At 70.1% G+C, this 17,094-nt stretch carries 15 protein-coding genes; 3 read left to right on the top strand and 12 right to left on the bottom strand.

The window, feature by feature from the left end; all coding sequences use genetic code 11:
- Nucleotides 1–57 precede the first annotated feature (57 nt).
- Nucleotides 58–2,469 (top strand): TonB-dependent receptor plug domain-containing protein, encoded by a 2,412-nt coding sequence (locus N4G63_RS19525; RefSeq protein ID WP_314600082.1) that lies wholly within the window; start codon nucleotides 58–60, stop codon nucleotides 2,467–2,469.
- A gap of 94 nt (nucleotides 2,470–2,563) precedes the next feature.
- Here the strand turns inward: N4G63_RS19525 and N4G63_RS19520 are convergent, their stop codons facing one another.
- The gene (locus tag N4G63_RS19520) at nucleotides 2,564–3,697 is read right to left on the bottom strand and encodes an acyl-CoA dehydrogenase family protein (RefSeq protein WP_260787203.1); all 1,134 of its coding nucleotides are present in this window, start codon (nucleotides 3,695–3,697) and stop codon (nucleotides 2,564–2,566) included.
- A gap of 15 nt (nucleotides 3,698–3,712) precedes the next feature.
- Nucleotides 3,713–4,891, bottom strand: a complete 1,179-nt coding sequence (locus tag N4G63_RS19515; RefSeq protein ID WP_260787204.1) for an acyl-CoA dehydrogenase family protein — start codon at nucleotides 4,889–4,891, stop codon at nucleotides 3,713–3,715.
- Nucleotides 4,892–5,085: 194 nt separating this feature from the next.
- Between N4G63_RS19515 and N4G63_RS19510 the strand changes: the two genes are divergently transcribed.
- The gene (locus tag N4G63_RS19510) at nucleotides 5,086–6,282 is read left to right on the top strand and encodes an MFS transporter (RefSeq protein ID WP_314600081.1); all 1,197 of its coding nucleotides are present in this window, start codon (nucleotides 5,086–5,088) and stop codon (nucleotides 6,280–6,282) included.
- A gap of 404 nt (nucleotides 6,283–6,686) precedes the next feature.
- Here N4G63_RS19510 and N4G63_RS19505 read toward each other — a convergent pair whose 3' ends face one another.
- The 9 genes from N4G63_RS19505 to N4G63_RS19465 form a co-directional block, all read right to left on the bottom strand.
- Nucleotides 6,687–7,847, bottom strand: coding sequence for an acyl-CoA dehydrogenase family protein (locus tag N4G63_RS19505; protein ID WP_260787206.1), 1,161 nt, complete (start codon nucleotides 7,845–7,847; stop codon nucleotides 6,687–6,689).
- 13 nt (nucleotides 7,848–7,860) lie between these two features.
- Nucleotides 7,861–9,051 (bottom strand): thiolase family protein, encoded by a 1,191-nt coding sequence (locus N4G63_RS19500; RefSeq protein WP_260787207.1) that lies wholly within the window; start codon nucleotides 9,049–9,051, stop codon nucleotides 7,861–7,863.
- Entirely contained in the window at nucleotides 9,051–9,470 is a 420-nt protein-coding gene (locus N4G63_RS19495; RefSeq protein WP_260787208.1) for a Zn-ribbon domain-containing OB-fold protein, read from the bottom strand. Before N4G63_RS19495 ends, N4G63_RS19500 begins: the two co-directional genes overlap by 1 nt.
- A 4-nt stretch (nucleotides 9,471–9,474) precedes the next feature.
- Complete coding sequence (locus N4G63_RS19490; RefSeq protein ID WP_260787209.1) at nucleotides 9,475–10,425, bottom strand: Bug family tripartite tricarboxylate transporter substrate binding protein; 951 nt, start codon at nucleotides 10,423–10,425, stop codon at nucleotides 9,475–9,477.
- 84 nt (nucleotides 10,426–10,509) lie between these two features.
- Nucleotides 10,510–11,664, bottom strand: coding sequence for an acyl-CoA dehydrogenase family protein (locus N4G63_RS19485; RefSeq protein WP_260787210.1), 1,155 nt, complete (start codon nucleotides 11,662–11,664; stop codon nucleotides 10,510–10,512).
- 13 nt (nucleotides 11,665–11,677) lie between these two features.
- Complete coding sequence (locus N4G63_RS19480; protein WP_260787211.1) at nucleotides 11,678–12,088, bottom strand: MaoC family dehydratase; 411 nt, start codon at nucleotides 12,086–12,088, stop codon at nucleotides 11,678–11,680.
- 136 nt (nucleotides 12,089–12,224) lie between these two features.
- Nucleotides 12,225–12,668: a MaoC family dehydratase N-terminal domain-containing protein gene (locus N4G63_RS19475; RefSeq protein WP_260787212.1), complete on the bottom strand. Its 444-nt coding sequence runs from the start codon at nucleotides 12,666–12,668 to the stop codon at nucleotides 12,225–12,227.
- A 1-nt stretch (nucleotide 12,669) separates the two neighbouring features.
- Nucleotides 12,670–13,857, bottom strand: a complete 1,188-nt coding sequence (locus tag N4G63_RS19470) for a lipid-transfer protein (protein ID WP_260787213.1) — start codon at nucleotides 13,855–13,857, stop codon at nucleotides 12,670–12,672.
- A 630-nt stretch (nucleotides 13,858–14,487) separates the two neighbouring features.
- Entirely contained in the window at nucleotides 14,488–14,976 is a 489-nt protein-coding gene (locus N4G63_RS19465; RefSeq protein WP_260787214.1) for a PaaI family thioesterase, read from the bottom strand.
- Between the two features lie 292 nt (nucleotides 14,977–15,268).
- On the opposite strand from N4G63_RS19465, the gene ppk2 reads away from it, so the two are divergent.
- Nucleotides 15,269–16,195 (top strand): polyphosphate kinase 2, encoded by a 927-nt coding sequence (gene ppk2, locus N4G63_RS19460; protein ID WP_260787215.1) that lies wholly within the window; start codon nucleotides 15,269–15,271, stop codon nucleotides 16,193–16,195.
- Between the two features lie 81 nt (nucleotides 16,196–16,276).
- Here the strand turns inward: ppk2 and N4G63_RS19455 are convergent, their stop codons facing one another.
- Nucleotides 16,277–17,026 carry an EF-hand domain-containing protein gene (locus N4G63_RS19455; protein WP_260787216.1) on the bottom strand — a complete coding sequence of 250 codons (750 nt, stop codon included), beginning with the start codon at nucleotides 17,024–17,026 and terminating at the stop codon, nucleotides 16,277–16,279.
- Nucleotides 17,027–17,094: the final 68 nt, after the last annotated feature.

Raw genomic sequence — 17,094 nt, 5'->3', positions numbered from 1 at the left:
CCGCACCTTCCGGCCCGGGGCTGCGGGCCGGCCAACCCACCTGGATCTGCCGCCGCCATGAATCCTGCCCTGACCCACCGCCCGCAGCGCCTGTCGCTGGCCGTGGCTGCCGCGCTTGGCAGCCTGTCCGCCCTGTGGACGCCGCCGCTGGCGGCCCAGGCGAGCGCCTCGGCCGCGCCCGCCGACGAACGTGTGGTCATCGTCGGCTCGCGCCGCGCCGCGCCGGTGAGCACCGCGCTCGACACCACGGTGCCGGTCGATCTGTACTCGCTCGGCCGCACCGCCGAGAGCGGCGGCCAGTTCGACCTGGCGCAGTCGCTGCAGTACCTGTCGCCCTCGTTCAACTCCACCCGCCAGACCGGCGCCGACGGGGCCGACCTGGTCGACTCGGCCGCGCTGCGCGGCCTGGGCAGCGACCAGACCCTGGTGCTGGTGAACGGCAAGCGGCGCCACACGGTGGCCCTGGTCAACCTGTTTGGCGCGCGCAACCGTGGCAACACCGGCACCGACATGAATGCGCTGCCGCTGCTGGCCATCGACAACCTGCAGGTGCTGCGCGACGGCGCGGCGGCGCAGTACGGCTCGGACGCGATTGCCGGCGTCATCAACGTGGCGCTGAAAAAACGCGTGGGCTGCGAAGGCGTGGCCGCCGCCGGCCAGTACAGCGCGGGCGATGGCCGCAACGGCCTGGTCTCGGCCTACTGCGGCTGGAAGCTGGGCGCCGGCACGCTGGCCATCACCGGCGAGTGGCAGGACCGCGGCCGCTCGAACCGCGCCGAGGCCGACAGCCCGCGCACCATCGGCGACAGCCAGGTGCGCAACCAGACGCTCTACCTCAACGGCGAATGGCCCACCGGCGGCGATGCCCGGCTGTACACCACGCTGGGCCTGCAGCAGCGGCGCGCCTCGTCGGCGGCCTGGGCGCGTGGCGGTGTGGGCAGCGACGACATCCCGTCGCGCAACTCGGCGGCCATGTACCCCGACGGCTTCGTGCCCTACATCAACGCCGACATCGACGACCGCTGGGGCACGCTGGGCTGGAAGGCCGGCGTTGGCGGCGGCTGGACGCTGGACCTGTCGCAGACCCATGGCTTCAACGAGATGCGCTACGACATCAGCCGCACGCTGAACGCGTCGATCGCCAACCTCGACCTGCTCAACGGCGGCGCCGGCCTGAGCCCCAGCCGCTTTGATGCCGGCGGCTTCTCGTTCCGCCAGGACACCAGCAACCTCGACGTGTCGCGCTACTTTGATGGCGTGCTGGGCGGCACCAACCTGGCCTTCGGCGCCGAGTACCGGCGCGAGCAGTACCGCATCGTGGCCGGCGAGGCGGGCTCGTACAACGATGTGGATGGCGTGGGCTTTGGCGGCAACGCCGGCAGCCAGGGCTTCCCGGGCTTCCAGCCGGGCGATGCCACGCGCAAGCGCCGCTCCAGCCGGGCGCTCTACCTCGAGCTGGAAAGCACGCCCACGGCGGCCCTGACCACCCAGGCCGCGCTGCGCCACGAGCGCTACTCCGACTTTGGCGCCACCACCACCGGCAAGCTGGCCGGCGCCTGGAAGCTCGGCCCGGCGGCGCTGCTGCGCGGCTCGGCCAGTTCGGGCTTTCGCGCGCCCAGCCTGCAGCAGGTGTTCTTCTCGTCCACCTTCACCGACTTCATCAACGGCAACCCGATGGACGTGGTGCTGGCGCCCAATGGCGGCGCGGTGGCCAATGCCGCCGGCATCCCCAAGCTCAAGCAGGAGCGCAGCAAGCACTTCACGCTGGGGGGCAGCCTGAAGCCGGCGCCGGGCTGGACCTTCACCGCCGACCTGTACCACATCGACATCCGCGACCGCATCGTGCTGTCGGGCCGCTTCGACGACAGCAACTACCCGGCGCTCGGCAGCCTGCTGGCCTCACTCGGCGTGGGCCAGGCGCAGTTCTTCGTCAACTCGGTCGATACGCGCACCCAGGGCATCGACCTGACCGCCGCGCACACCCTGAAGCTGGCCGGCGGCCAGCTCGACACCCGGCTGGCGCTGAACAAGGGCCGCACCCGCGTGACCGGCGTGCATGCGCCGGCGTCGCTGGTGGGCTTCGAGGATGTGCTGCTGTCAGAGCGCGAGCGCCTGTTCATCGAGCAGGGTGCACCCAGCCTGAAGGCCACGCTGGGCTTCGAATACCAGCAGGGCGCCTGGACCACCGATTTCAAGATCATCCACTTCGGCAGCCAGACCCTGGGCACCTTCTCGGGCACGGCCGCGGGCGTGCCCAATGCGCGTTATGCGCCGCGCACCTCGGCCGACCTGTCGGTGAGCACCGCGCTGGCCAAGAACGTGCGCATCACGGTGGGCGGCAACAACATCTTCAACGTCAAGCCGTCCACCCAGGACGCCAACGAAACCGACAACGGCTTCAAGTACGACAGCGTGCAGTTCGGGCTGAGCGGCGCGTCCTATTTCGCGAAGCTCCACGTGATGTTTTAGCCCCCCCCGAAGCGGCTTCGCCGCCTCCCCCCGAGGGGGCGCCGCCAGCGGCCCGGCGGAGCCGGTTCCGCGGCGGCCGCTGGGTGGGGTTACCTCAGGCGAAGACCCCTGCGGTGTCCTGCATGCGCTCAGACACCTCGCCCAGGTGGTGCAGCGTGTCGCCGTAGGCCATCTCCAGCATCGTGAGCCGCTTGAAGTAGTGGCTGCTGATGTACTCGTCGGTCACGCCGATGCCGCCGTGGATCTGCGTGCAGTGCTGGCCCACGAAGCGCATGCTGTTGCCCAGCTGCACCTTGGCCTGGCTGATGGCGCGGCGGCGCTGCGGTGCGGCCTCGCCCAGCTTGAGCGTGGCAAAGAAGCTCATCGAGCGGCCCAGCTCCAGCTGCATCTTCACATCGGCAATGCGGTGGCGCAGTGCCTGGAAGGTGGCCAGCGTGGTGCCGAACTGCTTGCGCGTGTTCATGTAGTCGACCGTGATCGCCACCATGCGGTCCATCGCGCCCACGCCCTCGGCACAGGCCGCGGCAATGCCCACGTCCACCGCCTGCTCCAGCGTGGCCCAGCCGTCGGTGGTGATCAGCGTGGCGGTGGCGTTGGCCAGCTTCAGCTCGCCGGCGCGGCCGCCGTCCTGCGTGGCATAGCCGGTGGTGCTGACGCCCGGGCCGCCCTGTTCCACCAGGAACAGGCCGATGCCGGCGGTGTCGCTGGTGCCGCCCGACAGGCGGGCCGGCACGATGAAGGCATCGGCCTCGTCGGCCGCCGGCACCACGCTCTTCTGGCCGCTGAGCTGCCAGCCGCCGTTGGCCGGCGTGGCGGTGGTGGTGACGTGGCTGAGCTTGTAGCGCGCGGCGCGCTCCTGCAGCGCCGGCACCACCAGGGCCGAGGCGTCGGCCACCTTCGGCAGCCAGGCGGCCTGCACCTCGGCCGGCGCGGCCTGCAGCAGCACCGGGCTCATCAGCGCGCCGGCGGCGAAGGGCGCGTTCACCAGGCCGCGGCCCAGTTCTTCCATCACCACCATGGCTTCCACGGCGCCAAAGGCCATGCCGCCATGGGCCTCGGGCACGGCCATGCCGGTGAGGCCCAGTTCGGCCAGCTCGGCATAGACCGCGCGGGTCTTGCCACCGGCCTTGGCCAGCGCATGCCGGCGCGAGAAATCAAAGCCCTTGTCGACCCACTTGGCCACTGCGTCGCGCAGCGAGACCTGGTCGTCGGTGAATTCGAAGTCCATGTGTCTTTCTCCTGATCAGCCGAGCACGGTCTGCGCAATGATGTTGCGCTGCACTTCGTTCGAGCCGCCGTAGATGGTGGTCTTGCGCATGTTGAAGTAGGTGCCGGCCAGCGGCGCCACGGCGGCAGCACCGGCAAAGTCGCCCTGCCAGCCGGCCTCCATGGCCTCGTGCGCATAGAGCTGGGTCACAGGGCCGGCGGCCAGCATCATCAGCTCGGTGTAGCGCTGCTGCATCTCGCTGCCGCGGATCTTCAGCAGGCCGGCGATGTCCAGGCTCTGCTTGCCGCTCTTCTCGGCCGACAGCACGCGCAGCACCAGCATCTCGAGCGCCACCACGTCCACTTCCAGCAGCGCGATCTGGTCGCGAAAGCGCGGCTCGTCGTACACGCCCTCGGCGCGGGCCACGCGCTTCAGGCGCTCGAGCTCGCGCTTGGCGCGGTTGACGTCGGCGATGTTGGTGCGCTCGTGCGCCAGCAGGTGCTTGGCGTAGGTCCAGCCCTTGTTCTCTTCGCCGATCAGGTTCTCGGCCGGCACCTCGACGTTGTCGAAGAACACCTCGTTGACCTCGTGCTCGCCATCGAGCGTGATGATCGGCCGCACGGTGATGCCGGGGCTCTTCATGTCGATCAGCAGGAAGCTGATGCCGGTTTGCGGCTTGCCCTCGGTGCTGGTGCGCACCAGGCAGAAGATCCACTCGCCAAACTGGCCCAGCGTGGTCCAGGTCTTCTGGCCGTTGACGATGAACTTGTCGCCCTGGCGTTCGGCGCGGGTCTTCAGCGACGCCAGGTCGGAGCCCGAGCCCGGCTCGGAGTAGCCCTGGCTCCACCACACCTCGCCCGAGGCGATGCCGGGCAGAAAGCGCTGGTGCTGCTCGGGCGTGCCGAAGGCCATGATCACCGGCGCCACCATCACCGGGCCGAAGGGCACGATGCGCGGCGCACCGGCCAGCGCGCACTCTTCCTCGAACAGGTGCTTCTGGATCGCCGTCCAGCCCGGGCCGCCAAACTGCTTGGGCCAGCCATAGCCCAGCCAGCCCTTGGCGCCGAGGATCTTGGCCCAGCGCTGCATGTCGTCGCGCGACAGGCGCAGCGAGTTCAAAACCTTGTGGCTCAAGTCCTTGGGCAGGCTCTCGGCCACCCATTGCCGGATCTCGGCGCGGAAGGCGAGTTCTTCCGGGGTGAAGTTCAGGTCCATGGCGGGCGTGTCTCCTGGGCGTGCGGGGAGGCCGGCTGGGGCCGGCGGATGGGGCGTGCGCAGTGCGGAACGGCCGGCTGTGCACAACGCCGGATTTTTAGCACGACCGTTCGATTTTTCCTTGTCCCTGCTGCGACAAGCGGGGCTCGGGATAATCGCCCCAGATGACTCAACGCAGCGATCCGCCAGGTGGAATGGCCGCAAACGGCGGGGCGGGCGGCCCCGGCTACTGGGCCACCGTGGCGGGCCTGGCCGTGGGCCAGGTGCTGGCCTGGGCCGTGTTGTTCTATGCCTTCTCGAGCCTGGTGCTGCCGATGGGCCGCGAGCTGGGCTGGCAGCAGGCCACGCTGATGGGGGCCTTCACGCTGGGCCTGGCGGTGAGCGGGGTCACGGGCTACGCGGTGGGTGCGGCCATCGACGCCGGGCGCGGCCGCCGGGTGATGACCGCCGGCGCCGTGCTGGGCGGCCTGGGCTGCCTGGGCTGGAGCCTGGTGAGCGCGCCCTGGATGCTGTACGCCGTGTGGGCGGTGTTGGGCGCGGCCATGGCCATGACGCTGTACGAGCCCGCCTTTGCGGTGTTGACCAAGCGCTACCCCGAGCGTTATGCGCATGGCATCACCATGCTCACGCTGCTGGGCGGTTTTGCCAGCACGCTGAGCTTTCCGGCCGTGGCCTGGCTGCTGCAGTGGGGTTGGCGCGCCTCGCTGCAGGTGATGGGCCTGCTGCTGTTGCTGGGCGTGGCGCCCTTGCATGCCTGGGCGCTGCGCGGGCCGATGCTGGTGGCCACGCCGCCACGTGCCGACGCGCAGGCCGATGCCACGCTGCACCAGGCGCTGCGCCACAGTGCGTTCTGGCTGCTGACGCTGTGCTTCACGCTGTACTCGTTTTCGCAATCGGCCTTCTGGTCGCATGTGATGCCGGCCTTTGCCGATCGCGGGGCCACCGAGGCCGAGGCCGTGAAGGTGCTGATGATCATCGGCCCGGCCCAGGTGGCCGGCCGCCTGCTGTACGTGTTTGCCGGCCGTGCCTGGAGCCTGCGCGTGGTGGGCGTGGGCGTGCTGCTGACCCTGCCGCTGTCGTATGCCTTGCTGGCCCTGGGGTCGGGGCCGCTGGTGTGGGTGGCCTTCGCCACCGCCTTCGGCATTGCCAACGGCCTGGTCACCATCGTGCGCGGGGCGCTGGTGCCGCAGTTTTTCGGCCGCGCGCACATCGGCCGCATCGGTGGGCTGATGGGCGGCATCGGCGCGGTGAGCCGGGCCTTTGCGCCGGTGGCGGCTTCGGGCCTGCTGGTGTGGCTGGGGGGCTATCGGGGCTTGCTGCTGGCCTTGTGTCTGTTGGGCTTGGTGGCGGTGGTTTGTTTTGGCTTGGCTCGTCGGCCCTCTGCTCGATAGCTTTTTTTGGTCTGGTTTGGCTTTGGCTTTGGCTTTGGCTTTGGCTTGCTGGGGGTTGAGCGGGCCAAGCCGTGCCCGGGTGTCCGGCACAGCGAATCTGCGCTGGCGAGGAGCGCAGCAGGCGTGGCCGCGCATCGCAACTCGCTGCGTTCGCTGACGCTCACTGCGCTCGAACAGGCGATGCGAGTCAGAGGGTCGATGCGCGCTCACGCGCGCGGCCACGCCTGCTGCGCTCCTCGCCAGCGCAGATTCGCTGTGCCGGACACCCGGGCACGGCTTGGCGGCACGGTCTGCGCATGCGGCGGTGAACACAAATCACTCGGGCATCGCATGTTGCTTTCGGCACGCCGCAGTGCCTTGGCCTCGCTCAATACGCAGCAAGCGAGCGACGGGAAGAGAAGGATTCAAGCCGAGGCCGCAGCCGCCTTCACCATCGCCCGCGCAATCACGATCTGCTGGATCTGCGTGGTGCCTTCGTAGATGCGGAAGATGCGCACATCGCGGTAGAAGCGCTCGATGCCGTATTCGCTCATGTAGCCGGCGCCGCCCAGGATCTGCACCGCGCGGTCGGCCACGCGGCCGCACATCTCGCTGGCGAACATCTTGCAGCAGCTGGCTTCCAGCGCCACGTCGCGGCCCTCGTCGCGCTTGCGGGCGGCGTCCAGCGTCATGCACTCGGCCGCGTACAGCTCGGCCTGGCTGTCGGCCAGCAGGGCCTGCACCAGCTGAAACTCGGCGATCTTCTGGCCGAACTGCTGGCGCTCCATCGCGTACTTCAGCGCATCGTCCAGCATGCGCCGGGCCACGCCCACGCACACCGCGGCAATGTGGATGCGGCCCTTTTCCAGCACCTTCATCGCGGTCTTGAAGCCGCGCCCTTCCACGCCGCCGATCAGGTTGGCGGCCGGCACGCGCACGTTGTCGAACACCACGTCGCAGGTGTGGGCGCCGCGCTGGCCCATCTTCTGATCGGGCTTGCCCAGCGAGATGCCGGGGCTCTTGGCATCGACGATGAAGGCCGACACGCCGCCCGCGCCCTTGTCGGCAGGGTTGGTGCGCGCCATCAGCGTGAACACCCCGGCCTGCGGCGCGTTGGTGATGTAGCGCTTGCTGCCGTTGACGACGTAATGGTCACCCTGCCGGATCGCCGTGGTGCGCAGCGAGGCCGCATCTGACCCCGACTCGGGCTCGGTGAGCGCAAAGCTGGCCATCACCTCGCCGGTGGCCATCTTGGGCAGCCACAGATCCTTCTGCGCGGGCGTGCCATCCATCAGGATGCCCATCGCGCCAATGCCCACCGTGGTGCCGATCACCGAGCGAAAGGCCGGCGAGGTCTGGCACAGCTCCAGCAGCACGCGCACCTCTTCTTCCATCGTCAGGCCCAGGCCGCCGTACGACTCGGGGATGGTCAGCCCGAACAGCCCCAGCTCGCGCATCTGCTGCACGATGTCTTCGGGGATCTGGTCGGTCTCGGCCACCTCGTGTTCGGCCGGAACCAGGCGCTCGCGCACGAAGCGGCGCACGGCGTCGCACAGGGCGGTCAGGGTGTCGGCATCGCGGATCATCGGCGGCGCCTGCTCAGAGCGTTTCGGCCGTGCCGAGAATGGCCGTGGCCTGGCTGCTCAGCGTGCCGCCATTGCCGTGGCACAGCGCCAGCTTCGCACCGGCCACCTGGCGCTCGCCGCCCTGGCCGCGCAGCTGGCGCACGCCCTCGATCAGCGTGTAGATGCCGTACATGCCGGGGTGCACGCAGGACAGGCCCCCGCCATTGGTGTTGACCGCCAGCCGCCCGCCCGGGGCGATGGCGCCACCTTCCACGAACGGCCCCGCCTCGCCCTTGGCGCAAAAGCCCAGGTCTTCCAGGAACAGCAGGGTGTTGATGGTGAAGGCGTCGTACAGCGCCACCACGTCCATGTCCTTCGCGGCCAGGCCGGCCATCGCATAGGCCTGCGCGCCCGACTGGCTGGCGGCGGTGACGGTGAGGTCGGGCATGCTGCTGATCTGGCGGTTCCAGCAGGCGGTGGCAGCGCCCAGCACATGCACCGGCTTGTGCGGCAGATCCTTGGCGCGGTCGCTGCGCACCAGCACCAGGGCGCCGCCGCCATCGGTCACCAGGCAGCAGTCGCGCACGCTCAGCGGGTCGCTCACCATGCGCGCGTTCAGCACATCGTCGATGCTGAGCGGCTCGCGCATGAAGGCCTCGGGGTTCAGCTGCGCCCAGGCGCGGGCCGCCACCGCAACTTCAGCCAACTGACGCCGCGTGGTGCCGTACTGGTGCATATGGCGCGAGGCCGCCAGCGCATAGGCACTGGCCGGCATGAAGGGCTCATACGGCTGCTCGTAGGGCTGGGGGTCGAGCGCGCGGCGGGCCTGGCCGATGGCGCCGCGGCTGAGCGTGCTGGTGCGCTGCGCGCTGCCGTAGCACACCAGCACCGCATTGCACTGGCCGCTGGCCAGCGCGCGCATGGCCGGCAGCAGGTGGGCGATGAAGCTGCTGCCGCCCAGCATGGTGCCGTCGATGTAGTTGGCGTTGATGCCCAGGTGCTCGATGGCGGGCATCACCCACATCGATGCGCCGGCGCTGCAGGTGGCGATGCCGTCGATGTCGTCCATCGTCAGGCCGGCATCGGCCACCGCCAGCCGCGCGGCTTGGGCCAGCAGCGACATGTCGTCGTGGCCATGGGCTTCGCCACAGCCGAAGGTGGCCACGCCGGCGATGGCGCAAGCGCCGCGCAGCGCGCGGTTGTCGGGGGTGCGGGCGGGGCGCATCAGGCGGCTCCTGCTGGGGTGGCGGTGGCTGCGGTGAGCGGATCAAAAAGCACCAGGCCCTTGCCGTCCTTGCTGACCTGCACGCGTGCGGCCACGCGCTGGCCGATGCGCACCTCGGCGGGCGGCACGCCTTCCACGCGGCTCATCAGGCGGCAGCCTTCGTCCAGATCGATCAGGGCCACGTTGTAGTCGCCGCCCTCGGCCGGCTTGCGCCGCACCACGGTGGTGGCGTAGACGGTGCCGGTGCCGGCCGGCGCCTCGAAGGCCAGCCTGCCATGGCCGCAGTGCGGGCACAGCTCGCGCGGCTGGAACACGGCCTGGGCGCAGCCGCCGCAGCGCTGGATCAGGAAGCGGCCTTCGTCCAGCGCGCGCTGCCAGGCCTGGTGGGCGTTGCCCGTGGGTTCGTTGGCGTCGGACATGGCGTCAGTCGAGTTTGATGTTCAGGTCCTTGATGAGCCGGGCGTACAGCGGCCCGTCCTTGCGGATGGCTTCGGCAAAGGCCTCGGGCGTGCTGCCCACCGGCACCTGGCCCAGCTCGTCGATGCGCTTGCTCACCTCGGGCAGGCGGGTGATGCGGGCGATCTCGGCCGAGAGCTTGCTGATCACCGGTGCCGGCGTGCCGGCCGGCACGAAGAAGCCGAACCAGCCCTTGGGATCGAAGTGCTGGTAGCCCAGCTCGGACAGCACTGGCGCGTCGGGTGCCATCTTCAGGCGCTCGGTGCCGGTGACGGCCAGCACCTTGAACGCGCCGGCGCCCACATGGGCGCGTGCGGTGCCGGCATCCACGAAGGCGGCGCTGATCTGGCCGCCCAGCAAGTCGGTGACCATGGGCGCGGCGCCCTTGTAGGGCACATGCACCAGGTCGAGCCCGGCCTGGGCCTTGAGCGCCTCGCCCTGGATGTGCGAGCTGCTGCCGGCGCCATAGGTGCCGTAGCTGTGCTTGCCGGGCTGGCTCTTGACCAGGGCCACGAACTCGGCCACGTTCTTCACCGGCAGGGTCTTGGGCACGGCCAGCAGGCTGGTGCTGCTGGCCAGCATGGCCACCGGCGCCAGGTCCTTGTACGGGTCGTAGGGCAGCTTCAGCAGCGTGGCGCTCTGGATGATGGCGGTGATGCCCAGCAGCACGGTGTGGCCGTCGGGCGCCGACTTGGCCACCGCGTCGTTGCCCAGCACGCCGCTGGCGCCGGGCCTGTTCTCGACCACCACGTTCTGGCCGAGACCGGTTTGCAGATGGGTGGCCACCAGGCGGGCCAGGATGTCGGTGGCGCCGCCGGGCGCATAGGGCACCACCAGCTTGATCGGCTTGCTGGGCCAGGCGGGCGCCTGGGCCATGGCGGTGCCGGGCAGGGTGGTGCCGGCCAGCGCGGCCGCCATGGCGCAGGCCAGGGCCAGCAGGCTGCGGCGGGGCAGGGGGTGGGGTTCATGGCTGTTGTCTCCTGGGGTGGGCGGGGCGGCCAGTCATTTCTCCATCGCGCGGGCGATGAGCTCCTTCATCACCTCGTTGCTGCCGCCGTAGATGCGGCCCACGCGGGTGTCGGCATACAGCCGGGCGATCGGGTACTCCATCATGTAGCCGTAGCCGCCGTGCAGCTGCACGCATTCGTCCACCACCTGGCACACGGCATCACTCACCCAGCACTTGGCAATGGCCGAGGTCGGCAGGTCGAGTTCGCCGCGCAGCGAGCGCGCCACCAGGTCGTTGACAAAGCTCTCGGCGATGCTGGCCTTCATCTGGCACTCGGCCAGCTTGAAGCGGGTGTTCTGCATGCTCATCAGCGTCTGGCCGAAGATGCTGCGCTGCTTCACGTAGGCCACGGTGTCGGCAATGGCGCGCTGCAGGGTGGCCACGCCGCCGGCGGCGATGATCAGGCGCTCGCGCGGCAGCTCCTCCATCAGCTGCACGAAGCCGCGGCCTTCCTGCGTGCCCAGCAATTGGCTTTGCGGCACGCGCATGTCCTCGAAGAACAGCTCGGCGGTGTCCACCGTGTGCTGGCCCACCTTGTCGAGCAGCTTGCCGCGGCGAAAGCCCTTGGTGCTGGCGTCCACCAGCACCAGGCTCACGCCCTTGCCGCCTTTTTCTTCGCCGGTGCGGCACACCAGCACCACCAGGTCGGCGTGGTGGCCGTTGGTGATGAAGATCTTGCTGCCGTTGATGACGTAGTCGCCGCCCTCCTTCACCGCACGGGTGCGGATGGCCTGCAGGTCGGTGCCGGCGCCGGGCTCGGTCATCGCGATGGCGGCCACGCACTCGCCGGTGGCCATCTTCGGCAGATAGTGCTGCTTCTGCGCCTCGGTGCCATAACGCAGCAGGTACTGGGCCACGATGCCCGAGTGCACGCTGTTGCTGAAGCCGCCGGCCATCTGCCGTGCCCAGGTCTGCAGGATGACCATGTCGTGGCGGAAGTCGCCACCACCGCCGCCGTATTGCTCGGGGATGCTGGCGCACAGCAGGCCGGCCGCGCCGGCCTTGTTCCAGAGCGCGCGGTCGCCATGCTTCTGCTCACGCCAGCGGGCGTCGTTGGGCAGCATTTCCTTCTCGGCGAACCGGGCGGCCGTGTCGGCCAGCATCTCGAGGTCGGGCGTCAGCCACTCGGGCTTGGGGGTCTGGATCATCTGGTCGTCCTGTTCAGATCGCCACCACGGCGTCGCCGGTCAGCTTCACCTGGCCGGCCTGGTTGACGGTCTTCAGTTCCAGCCGCGCGCGGCGTTCGCCGGCCTGCTCGAAGATCTCGGTCACCGTGCCGCTGCAGGTGATGGCGTCGCCCACCTGGGTGATGGCGACAAAGCGCACGCCGTACTCGCGCAGGCGCTGCTGCGGCACCCAGTTGGTGAGCAGGCGGCTCAGGTAGGCCATCGACAGCATGCCGTGGGCAAACACATCGGGGTAGCCGGCGCGCTTGGCAAAGTCGGTGTCTACATGGATCGGGTTGTGGTCACCCGAGGCGCCGCAGTACAGCGCCAGCGTCAGGCGCGAGACGGGCTCGGTGGTGAAGGCGGGCAGGGCGTCGCCCACCTTCAGTTGGCTCAGATCGGTCATGTCAGTTCTCCATGCTTCTCGGCAGCACGCTTGAGGCACTGCTCAGGCCCGAGGCCAGCGGTCGCCGCGGAACCGGCTTTGCCGGGCCGCAGGCGGCGCCCCCTGGGGGGAGGCGCCGAAGGCGCTTCGGGGGGGGCTATCCATTCCTCACCACGGTGGTGCCGACCAGATCGGCCACATGCTCGCCGCGCTGGTTGGTGACGCGGGTTTCGCGCACCACGAACTCCAGCGCGCCGTTCTTCTTGTCGTAGATGTCAGCAATGCGCTGCTGGAAGCTCAGCCGGTCGCCGGCATGGGCGCCGCGGTGGTAGCGAAAGCGCTGCTCGCCGTGCAGCACCTTGGCGATGTCGATGTCGAGCAGCTCGCGCAAAGCGCCGGGGTTGGGGGCGTCCATCTCCAGGCAGAACAGGAAGCTGGGCGGCACCGGCAGGCCGGGATGGCCGGCGGCCCGGGCCGCGTCTTCGTCGGTGTAGACCGGGTCGGTCTGGCCGATGGCCTGGGCGAAGAACTTCAGCCGGCCTTGCTCGACATCCACCGTGAAGGCGGGCAGCTCGTGGCCGATGTAGGCTTTGTTCATCATCTCAATGGCTCCTCTCGTAGAGCGTGACGACGCAAGCGCCGCCCAGGCCCAGGTTGTGCTGCAGCGCCAGCCGCGCGCCTTCCACCTGGCGCTGCTCGGCCTGCCCCCGCAGCTGCCAGGTCAGCTCGGCACATTGCGCCAGGCCGGTGGCGCCCAGCGGGTGGCCCTTGCTGAGCAGGCCGCCCGAGGGGTTGGTGACGACGCGTCCGCCGTAGGTGTTGTCGCCGTCCAGGATGAACTTCTCGGCCGTGCCCGGCGGCGTGAGGCCCAGCGCCTCGTAGGTGATCAGCTCGTTGGCGGTGAAGCAGTCGTGCAGCTCCACCACGTCGATGTCTTCGGGGCCGATGCCGGCGGCTTCGTACACCTTCTTCGATGCGGCCAGCGCCATGTCGGCGCCCACCAGCTTGCGCATGTCGTGGCTGCCGAAGGTGCTGGCGGTGTCAGTGCTCATGGCCTGGGCGGCGATGCGCACGCGCAGGTCCAGGCCGTGGCGGCGGGCAAAGTCTTCGCTGCACACGATGGCGGCCGCGGCGCCGCAGGTGGGCGGGCAGCACTGCAGGCGGGTGAGCGGGTCGAACACGGTGGGCGAGGCCAGCACCTCGTCCAGCGTGACGGTCTGGCGGAACACCGCCAGCGGGTTGCGCGCCGCGTGCTGGCGCGCCTTGACCGAGATGCGCGCAAAGGTGCTGGCGGCGATGCCATGCTCGGCCATGTAGGCGCGCGCCGCGCCACCAAAGAACTGCGCCGCGCGCGGCAGGGCTTCGTCATAGCCCTGGTCTTGCGCCATGGTGTCGAGAAAGCGCGCCAGCGGGCTGGGCCGGTCGGTCCACGCGCCCTTCAGCGGGCCGGGCACCATCTGCTCGAAGCCCAGCGCCAGCGCGCACTCGATGGCCCCCGAGGCCACGGCCTGCCGCGCCAGGAACAGCGCGGTGGAGCCGGTGGCGCAGTTGTTGTTGACGTTGATCACCGGCACGCCGGTGAGGCCCACCTCGTACACCGCCGCCTGGCCGGCGCACGAGTCACCGAACACATAGCCCACGTAGGCCTGCTCGATGCGTGCAACATCGAGGCCGGCATCGGCCAGGGCGCGGCGCGCGGCCTCGGCACCCATCTGCGGATAGGGCGCGCTGGCGCCCGGCTTGGTGAACGGGATCATGCCCACACCCACCACATGCACCGATGTGCCCATGCCTTGTCTCCTGCTCGGCCTGCGTTGTGCTTCGAGTGTGCGCGCCGGCTGCCGGATGGGGCAATGGCAGGGATGGTGGCTGGCGATTGGCTGAAACGCTCAGGCTTCGGCCTGGGTTTACGAGGGGTTCAGGATTTGTGGTGGCGGGCGCTTGCTGCTGTTGCGGTTGAGCTTGCTGGGGTGGGCGCGGGCCAAGCCGTGGCCGGGTGCCCGGCGGCGCTCAACTGCGCCGGTCCGCCGCAAGCGGCGGACTTCGTTGCGGTGCTCGGGCCCGTGGCCGCGCATCGCAACTCGCGCCGTTCGCTGTCGCTCACTGTGCTCGAACAGGCGATGCGAGTCAGAGGGACGATGCGCGCTGCGCGCGCGGCCACGCGCCCTGCGCGCCTCACCGGCGCAGATTCACGCCGCCGGGCACCCGGCCACGGCTTGGCGGCACCACCGCGACATGCGGATCGTCGCGTGCCACAGTGTCTCGGGACGAGGACGTCGGGTATCGGGCTGACGCAGGTAAAGGAGGAGCCGGGTCGCGGGAGCGGCCTGGCGGGGGACACGGAGTCAGCCCGGTACCCGGCGGCCTTGGCCGTGCACCGGCCTGGGCAAGCCAAACAGGCTGGGCAGGCGACAACAGAATCAAACCCGCCCCGGCCCATCCCCCGTGGCCGGCGCCCGGTAGCGGAACGTGCCCATGCTCTTGGCGATGACATGGCCGTGGTCGTCGCGGATCTCGGCCTCGCAAAAGCACACCGAGCGGCCACCGCCGGTGGCGCGGCCGGTGGCCTGCAGCCGGCCGCTGGCGGGGTGCATGAAGGCGATGTGCATGTCCACCGTCACCACCTCGCGGCTGTAGTCGATGCGGCTCAGCGCCGCATGGGCCATGGCGCAGTCGAGCAGGGTCATCATCACACCGCCATGGCCGCCGCCATGGTTGTTGCACAGCTCGGGCCGCAGCGTGAGCTCGATCAGCGCCTCGCCATGGTCGGCCCGCACGCGGTGGATGCCCAGGTGCGCAATGAAGGGCACATGGCGCTCGCGCCCGTGCAGTGCAGGCTCGGGTGGCGAGGCCTCGTCCGGGGCCGAGGGCGAGGCTGCTGCGGGTGGCGTGGTGGGGTGTGACGTCATGCTGGGGCCCGAGCATGCCGCAAGCCTGGCCGCACTGGCGATGGCCGGGCCGGCCGCCGCGATTGGCCGGAACGCTCATCTCGGCGGCCGCCGTGGCAGCATGGGCGGGTCTGGCCGCCCTGGCCGTTGTTGCCGCCTTGGCAGGCCGGGGCGCTGCGGCGCAAGGCTTGCGGGGTGGTGGCTTCGGGTGTCATGCCACTGTCATCTGCCGGGCCAAGCATGCAGGCACCGTTGTTTCACCCCTCCCGGCGTTTCGACGCCCGCACCGCACCGGCCCCGCGCCGTCGTCCGCATGACCCTGCCCCCTGACCATGACGCGCTCATCGAGCGCATCCGCCGCGATCTGCTCGATGGCTACGACGAGGAACTCGAGCTCGAGATCGAGGACCGCACCGTCGACGAGGCCCTGGCCGGGCTGGACGCCTCGCCCGACGAGTCGGTGGCGCGCAGCGAGCGCGTGGCCTATTTCAAGGAGCTGTTTCGCCTGCAGCGCGAACTGGTCACGCTGCAGGACTGGGTGGCGCACACGCGCCAGAAGGTGGTGATCCTGTTCGAGGGGCGCGACGCGGCGGGCAAGGGCGGCGCCATCAAGCGCATCACCCAGCGCCTGAACCCGCGCGTATGCCGCGTGGTGGCGCTGCCGGCGCCCAACGACCGCGAGAAGACCCAGTGGTACTTCCAGCGCTATGTGCCGCACCTGCCGGCGGCCGGCGAGATGGTGCTGTTCGACCGCAGCTGGTACAACCGCGCCGGCGTCGAGCGGGTGATGGGCTTTTGCTCGGAAGACGAGGTGGAGGAGTTCTTCCGCTCGGTGCCCGAGTTCGAGCGCATGCTGGTGCGATCGGGCATCACGCTGATCAAGTACTGGTTCTCGATCACCGACGAGGAGCAGCATGTGCGCTTCCTCGGCCGCATCCATGATCCGCTGAAGCAGTGGAAGCTCAGCCCGATGGACCTCGAAAGCCGCCGCCGCTGGGAGGAGTACACCAAGGCCAAGGAGGCCATGCTCGAGCGCACCCACATCCCCGAGGCGCCGTGGTGGGTGGTGCAGGCGGTGGACAAGAAGCGCGCGCGGCTGAACTGCATCCAGCATCTGCTGGCGCAGTTTGACTACCACGAGGTCGAGCGCGCCGAGATCCTGCTGCCGCAGCGCGAGCGCCATGCCGACTACGTGCGCAACCCGGTGCCGCCGGAGATGTTCGTGCCCGAGCGGTACTGAGTTCGGGCACCCGGCGGCGCGGGCACGCCACGCCGCCCGCCCGGTGTGCACGGGCCGGCCCGGGGCGGCCCGGCGGCGCCATCAAGCCGTTGCGGTGAGGCCGCTGGTGGCCTGCGAGGCGGTGTAGGCCGCGTAGTGCTGGGCGATCTTCTCGATCATGGCCTTGGCGTCGAAGCCGGTGGCCGTGCCGCTGGATGGGGTGGCGGTGGCGGTGGTGCTGGACGTGGCCGTGGTGGTGGTGGTGGTGGCCGTGCCGGTCGTCGTGCTGTCGTCCTCGCCCGCTGGCGGCGGGGGCGGCGGGCCACGGTGCGGGCCGCGCGGGCCTTCGGTGGCTTGCGTGCCGTCGGTGGCGCTGCTGCCCTGGCTGCCGCTGGCGCGTTGGGCCTCGTGCGCGGCCATCATCTGCTCGCGCATCGCGGTGATCTCGTCGCTGCTCAGTGCGCCGTCGCCGCTGGTGTCGATGGCCGAGAAGAACTGCTGGGCCGCGTCGCTGGCGCTGTCGAGGCCGAACTCGCTGCCCGAGACGCTGCCGTCGCCGTCGCTGTCGAGCGAGGCGATCGGGTCTTGCGGCGCGCCACCGCCAGCGCCCATCGCGGCGAACTGCATCGTCGACAGGCCGGCCGTGGCGCTGCTGCTGCCGGCGGCATCGGGCGGCGGGCCCGGTGGCGGGCCGCCGCGGCCGCCTTCGCCGCCCTGGCGGGCCACCGCGGCGTAGTCGCTGCTGCTGGCGCTGGTGGCGCTGCTGCCCTGGCTGGCGCCGGCCGAGGCCGCGCGCATGGTCTGCATGGCCCAGGCCTGGCTGGCCTGCATCGAGGAGGAGGAGACATTCATCGTGAACCTTTCGTGGCGTGGATCGCGTCGTGAGCGAGGAGTGCTGCCGGTCGCCCGTCAACGCGCCC

The organism is Aquabacterium sp. OR-4 (genome assembly GCF_025290835.2).
GTDB lineage: Bacteria > Pseudomonadota > Gammaproteobacteria > Burkholderiales > Burkholderiaceae_C > Pseudaquabacterium.
The sequence above is the reverse complement of the archived record's forward strand: the minus strand, read 5'-3'. Positions and strand labels throughout refer to the sequence as shown.

Coding starts and splice junctions, on each gene's coding strand:
- N4G63_RS19525 (WP_314600082.1), top strand. CDS start 58: ATGAATCCTGCCCTGACCCACCGCCCGCAGCGCCTGTCGCTGGCCGTG.
- N4G63_RS19520 (WP_260787203.1), bottom strand. CDS start 3,697: ATGGACTTCGAATTCACCGACGACCAGGTCTCGCTGCGCGACGCAGTG.
- N4G63_RS19515 (WP_260787204.1), bottom strand. CDS start 4,891: ATGGACCTGAACTTCACCCCGGAAGAACTCGCCTTCCGCGCCGAGATC.
- N4G63_RS19510 (WP_314600081.1), top strand. CDS start 5,086: ATGGCCGCAAACGGCGGGGCGGGCGGCCCCGGCTACTGGGCCACCGTG.
- N4G63_RS19505 (WP_260787206.1), bottom strand. CDS start 7,847: ATGATCCGCGATGCCGACACCCTGACCGCCCTGTGCGACGCCGTGCGC.
- N4G63_RS19500 (WP_260787207.1), bottom strand. CDS start 9,051: ATGCGCCCCGCCCGCACCCCCGACAACCGCGCGCTGCGCGGCGCTTGC.
- N4G63_RS19495 (WP_260787208.1), bottom strand. CDS start 9,470: ATGTCCGACGCCAACGAACCCACGGGCAACGCCCACCAGGCCTGGCAG.
- N4G63_RS19490 (WP_260787209.1), bottom strand. CDS start 10,425: ATGGCGGCCGCGCTGGCCGGCACCACCCTGCCCGGCACCGCCATGGCC.
- N4G63_RS19485 (WP_260787210.1), bottom strand. CDS start 11,664: ATGATCCAGACCCCCAAGCCCGAGTGGCTGACGCCCGACCTCGAGATG.
- N4G63_RS19480 (WP_260787211.1), bottom strand. CDS start 12,088: ATGACCGATCTGAGCCAACTGAAGGTGGGCGACGCCCTGCCCGCCTTC.
- N4G63_RS19475 (WP_260787212.1), bottom strand. CDS start 12,668: ATGATGAACAAAGCCTACATCGGCCACGAGCTGCCCGCCTTCACGGTG.
- N4G63_RS19470 (WP_260787213.1), bottom strand. CDS start 13,857: ATGGGCACATCGGTGCATGTGGTGGGTGTGGGCATGATCCCGTTCACC.
- N4G63_RS19465 (WP_260787214.1), bottom strand. CDS start 14,976: ATGACGTCACACCCCACCACGCCACCCGCAGCAGCCTCGCCCTCGGCC.
- ppk2 (WP_260787215.1), top strand. CDS start 15,269: ATGACCCTGCCCCCTGACCATGACGCGCTCATCGAGCGCATCCGCCGC.
- N4G63_RS19455 (WP_260787216.1), bottom strand. CDS start 17,026: ATGAATGTCTCCTCCTCCTCGATGCAGGCCAGCCAGGCCTGGGCCATG.